The 328-nt window shown below is 60.4% G+C and carries 1 protein-coding gene; it reads right to left on the bottom strand.

Going from position 1 to position 328, the window contains the following annotated elements; translation table 11 throughout:
* Positions 1-289 (bottom strand): hypothetical protein (locus AC0L3B_RS38880; protein ID WP_473383002.1); only part of this gene is annotated, 289 nt, incomplete at its 3' end.
* Positions 290-328: the final 39 nt, after the last annotated feature.

The raw sequence follows: 328 nt of genomic DNA, 5'->3' as shown, positions 1-328 counted from the left end.
CAATCGGGTAAACCCCATGAGCCAGCTCAAGCAAATGTTCTCCGCCCAGCAACACCCCAAGGGCCACCTCCTTGAGCGCCAGGGCGGCGAGCATGAGCGCCGAGTAATCCAGCCCCTCCAATGCGGCATGGATGCCTGGCGCGGGGATCAGTGCAATGACCATCACGATCGTGTGCCGGGGCATGCCACGAATATGTTGAAAACTGAAGGCCGCGACCAGTAACGCGCAGGGATAGATGCGCGCCATGGCGATCACCAGACTGGGCAGAAACTCGAGATACAACAGCACAGAGCAACCTCAGTGGAGGGCCGAGCGGCCGATCATGTC

The sequence above is a fragment of the Bradyrhizobium sp. Kon56 genome, assembly GCF_055807635.1.
This window is presented reverse-complemented; position numbering and strand designations above follow the sequence as displayed.